The organism is uncultured Anaerovibrio sp. (genome assembly GCF_947302755.1).
Classification (GTDB): Bacteria; Bacillota; Negativicutes; order Selenomonadales; family Selenomonadaceae; genus Anaerovibrio.
This window is the reverse complement of record NZ_CAMYWM010000183.1, coordinates 1-3883: the sequence shown is the minus strand read 5'-3', so window position 1 is coordinate 3883 and position 3883 is coordinate 1. Positions and strand designations below refer to the sequence as shown.

Annotated in this window: 2 protein-coding genes; both read left to right on the top strand. The window is 49.2% G+C overall.

Annotated features, from left to right (window positions below):
- Window positions 1-332: 332 nt before the first annotated feature.
- Window positions 333-2402 carry a polyribonucleotide nucleotidyltransferase gene (locus Q0Y54_RS12135; RefSeq protein ID WP_297968403.1) on the top strand — a complete coding sequence of 690 codons (2070 nt, stop codon included), beginning with the start codon at window positions 333-335 and terminating at the stop codon, window positions 2400-2402.
- Window positions 2403-2458: 56 nt separating this feature from the next.
- A complete protein-coding gene (locus Q0Y54_RS12130) occupies window positions 2459-3787 on the top strand; it encodes a cytidylate kinase family protein (RefSeq protein ID WP_297968400.1) in 1329 nt (442 codons plus the stop codon).
- Window positions 3788-3883 lie beyond the last annotated feature (96 nt).

Here is a 3883-nt window from a genome sequence, read left to right as displayed (position 1 = left end):
CTCCCCATGGAACATCGACCTCAATCTCACCGGCTTTGCCGGCAAGAAGCAGGGCTTCATGGGTGGCGTATCCGTAGCCTATGTATTCTAAGCTGACAATTTAATAGCCAAAATATAAATGGGCTGTCGCCTGATGATGAAAAATCATCAAATGGGGCAGTCCATTTTTTGCTAGATATCTTATGGCGGTAAAAGCCCTTGGTACTGGGGACTCCCTTTGGAGTCCCTTTTTGCTTGGTGGGGACCTAAAAAATATGTAGCTATTTTCGCCAACTATATGGTATACTATCAAAGTTAAAAGGTATAAAGAAGATTACAGGAGGAAAAACTTAATGCAGAGTTTTGAGATGCAGTTAGGCGGCCGCACCTTTACTGTTGAAGCCGGTAAGATGGCCAAGCAGGCAAATGGTGCTGTTTTGGTGCGCTATGGTGAGACTGTTGTTTTGGTTACAGCTACGGCTTCCGATGAGCCAAGGGAGGGTGTAGACTTCTTCCCTCTGACTGTTGATTATGAAGAGAAGATGTACGCCGTTGGTAAAATTCCAGGCGGTTTTATAAAGAGAGAGGGGCGTCCGGGTGAGTCGGCTATTTTATGCAGCCGGCTGATTGACCGTCCTATCCGTCCGCTGTTTCCTGAGGGATATCGTAATGATGTTCAGATCGTGGCTACGGTTATGTCTGTAGAGCATGACAACGCTCCGGAGATTGCGGCTATGATCGGTGCATCCTGTGCCCTGACTATTTCTGATATTCCTTTCCTTGGTCCTATAGCCGGTGTGCGGGTAGGCCGTGTGGATGGTCAGTTTGTTATTAATCCTACCGTTGAACAGCGGGAGAATTCTGATTTGAATTTGACCATTGCCGGTTCCCGTGACGCAGTTATGATGGTTGAGGCCGGTGCTAACGAGCTGCCGGAGGAGGTTATTCTCGAGGCCATTCTCTTTGGTCATGAAGAAATCAAAAAAATCGTTGCCTTCCAGGATGAAATTCAGAAGGCTTGTGGCAAGGAGAAGCGGGAGGTTAAGCTGTTTGCTGTTCCTGAGGAGCTGGAGAAGGCAATCCGGGAATACGCTACCGATAAGCTGGATCAGGCTGTACGTAACCCTGACAAGCTGGCCCGTGATGAGGATATTTCCAATGTTAAGGCTGAGGCTTTGGAGCATTTCCTGGAGCTTTATCCTGATTCCATTAAGGAAATTCCGTATATGCTGCACAAAATCGTCAAGGAAATCGTTCGCCGGATGATTACCAAGGAGAAGATTCGTCCTGATGGCCGTGAGGTTGAGGAGGTTCGCCCGGTAAGCTGTGAGGTAGGCATTCTGCCTCGTACCCATGGTTCCGGCCTCTTTACCCGTGGTCAGACCCAGATTTTGACGGTCACTACCCTGGGCTCCCTGGGAGACGAGCAGGTGCTGGATGGCCTGGGTGTGGAGACCTCCAAGCATTACATTCATCAATACAATTTCCCTGGCTATTCCGTAGGTGAGGCCCGTCCGGTACGTGGTCCCGGGCGGCGTGAAATCGGCCATGGAGCCTTGGCAGAGAGAGCACTTGTGCCTGTTCTTCCTTCCACCGAGGAATTCCCATACACTATCCGCATGGTATCCGAGGTGTTGGAATCCAACGGGTCCAGCTCCATGGGCTCTGTTTGCGGCAGCACCCTTTCACTGATGCACGCCGGTGTGCCTATTAAGCGTCCTGTATCCGGTGTAGCCATGGGATTGGTCAAGGATGGGGAGGATTATACCATTCTTACCGATATTCAGGGTATGGAGGATGCCCTGGGGGACATGGACTTTAAGGTAGCCGGTACCACTGAAGGCGTTACTGCTATTCAGATGGATATTAAGATTAAGGGGATTTCCCGTGATATTTTGTCTGCTGCCCTGGCACAGGCCAAGCGGGGACGTGCATTTATCCTTGGCAAGATGCTGGAGTGCATCCCTGAGCCTAATAAGGAGCTGAGCAAGTATGCTCCTCGTGTAACCACTATGCAGATTAAGCCTGACAAGATTCGTGAGGTTATTGGACCTGGCGGAAAGGTTATCAAGAGAATTATTGATGAGTGCGGTGTCCAGATTGATATTGATGATGATGGCACTGTCCGCATTTCCGCTACCAGCGTGGAGGCTTCCGAGGCTGCAGTAGCCTGCATCAACGAAATCGTCCGCGAGGTGGAGGTAGGCGAGGTTTATATGGGTAAGGTTACCCGTATCATGAACTTTGGTGCCTTCGTCGAGCTGTTGCCGGGCCGTGAGGGCCTTTGCCACATTTCCCAGCTGGATAAAAAGCGCGTCGAGAAGGTTGAGGATGTTGTAAATGTAGGTGACGAGCTGGAAGTCAAGGTTACTGAGATTGACCAGAAGGGCCGTGTAAACGTATCCCATAAGGTTCTCCTGTAAATAAATGGTGCCCGTCTTGCTTTTAGTGAGGCGGGCATTTTTTGGAGTTTTGGATTATGCGAGAAAGAAAAAAGACGATATCTGAGCTGTTAAGACGTTATCTGCTCTATGCCCTGGGAATTATTTTAATGGCCTGTGGTATAGCTGTTTTAATAAAGGCAGAAATGGGTGTGGCACCGATGGTAACCCTGCCCTATACCCTTTCCTTAATCGTAAATGCTCTGACTGTGGGAACCTGGGTAGGCTTGTTTAATTTCTCCGGCCTGTTGGGACAGCTGATTATACGTAGGGGACGGATAAAAAAGCAGGCAATAGTGATGCAGGTTATTACAGCAGTATCCCTTGGTGTGTTTACGGATATGGCCCTGGATTGGCTTTCCGGCTTTCACCCGGTATCCCATCTGGGGAGGCTCTTGTCCTGCTTTATCAGCAGTGGATTAATGGGCACCAGCCTGTATTGCTGTGTTATTTCCGGAGTTGCCATGCTGCCGGTGGATACACTGCTCAGACTGCTGGGGGCCATCTATCACCGGAAATTTTCCACCATGCGGATGGCCTCTGACGTAACCCTGTCTGTGGCCTCCGGTATTTTGGGGCTTATCTTTTTGAATAATCTGGGCGGTGTCCGTGAAGGTACCATTATCGTTGCAGTATTTACCGGTCTTGTGTTAAAGCTGTTCATGAACCACATGCGGTGGTTTACCTATATTTTACTGCCGGAAAAGCGGTTGGCTGACATATCATCGGTGCTGGAGGATGACATTTCCGAAAAGCATTTTGTATTGACCGTATCCCATGAATATGGCAGCGGCGGTCATTCCATTGCCAGGCGGATAGCCCACGAATTGAATTTACCATATTACGACAGCGATATTATTCAAATGGCCGCTGAAAACAGCGAATTTGCCTATAAATACCTGGAGGAGCATGGTGACCGGGTTACCAGCAATGCCCTCTACAGCCTATATGAGTGGTATACCTCCTCCTATGACAAGGATGAGGAATTGACCCAGGAGCAGGTATACAGGATAGAGGCCCAGGTCATTCAGGATATAGCTGCCAAGGATTCCTGTGTTATCGTGGGAAGGCTGGCCAATTATGTCCTGAAAAATCATAAAAATTCCCTGCATATCTTTATAACGGCTGATAAACAGGAGCGTATCACGCGGGTCATGCGCAAGGAAAAGATTGACCAGCAACGGGCAGCAGGGGAGATTATCCGCCATGATGAAATGCGGGTGGCTCACTGCCGTCAGTTCTCCGATGAAGCATATGGGGATGGCAGCAGCTATGATATTACCATTAAATCCAGCAAATACGGGGTTGATCGGACGGCAGCCATTCTTCTGCAGCTTATCAGGGAATTTAGGCTCATTCAGTTTTAACCCCACGCTATCAGGTGTTTTTCTCCCTCTTCTTAGGTGAGGGAAAAGCCCCCATAGCGGTCAGTGTCAGCTGCTCAGCTAAGACCATGGTCTTGC

Excerpts from the sequence above, each read along its gene's own strand:
- Q0Y54_RS12135 (WP_297968403.1), top strand. The coding sequence starts at position 333 with ATGCAGAGTTTTGAGATGCAGTTAGGCGGCCGCACCTTTACTGTTGAA.
- Q0Y54_RS12130 (WP_297968400.1), top strand. The coding sequence starts at position 2,459 with ATGCGAGAAAGAAAAAAGACGATATCTGAGCTGTTAAGACGTTATCTG.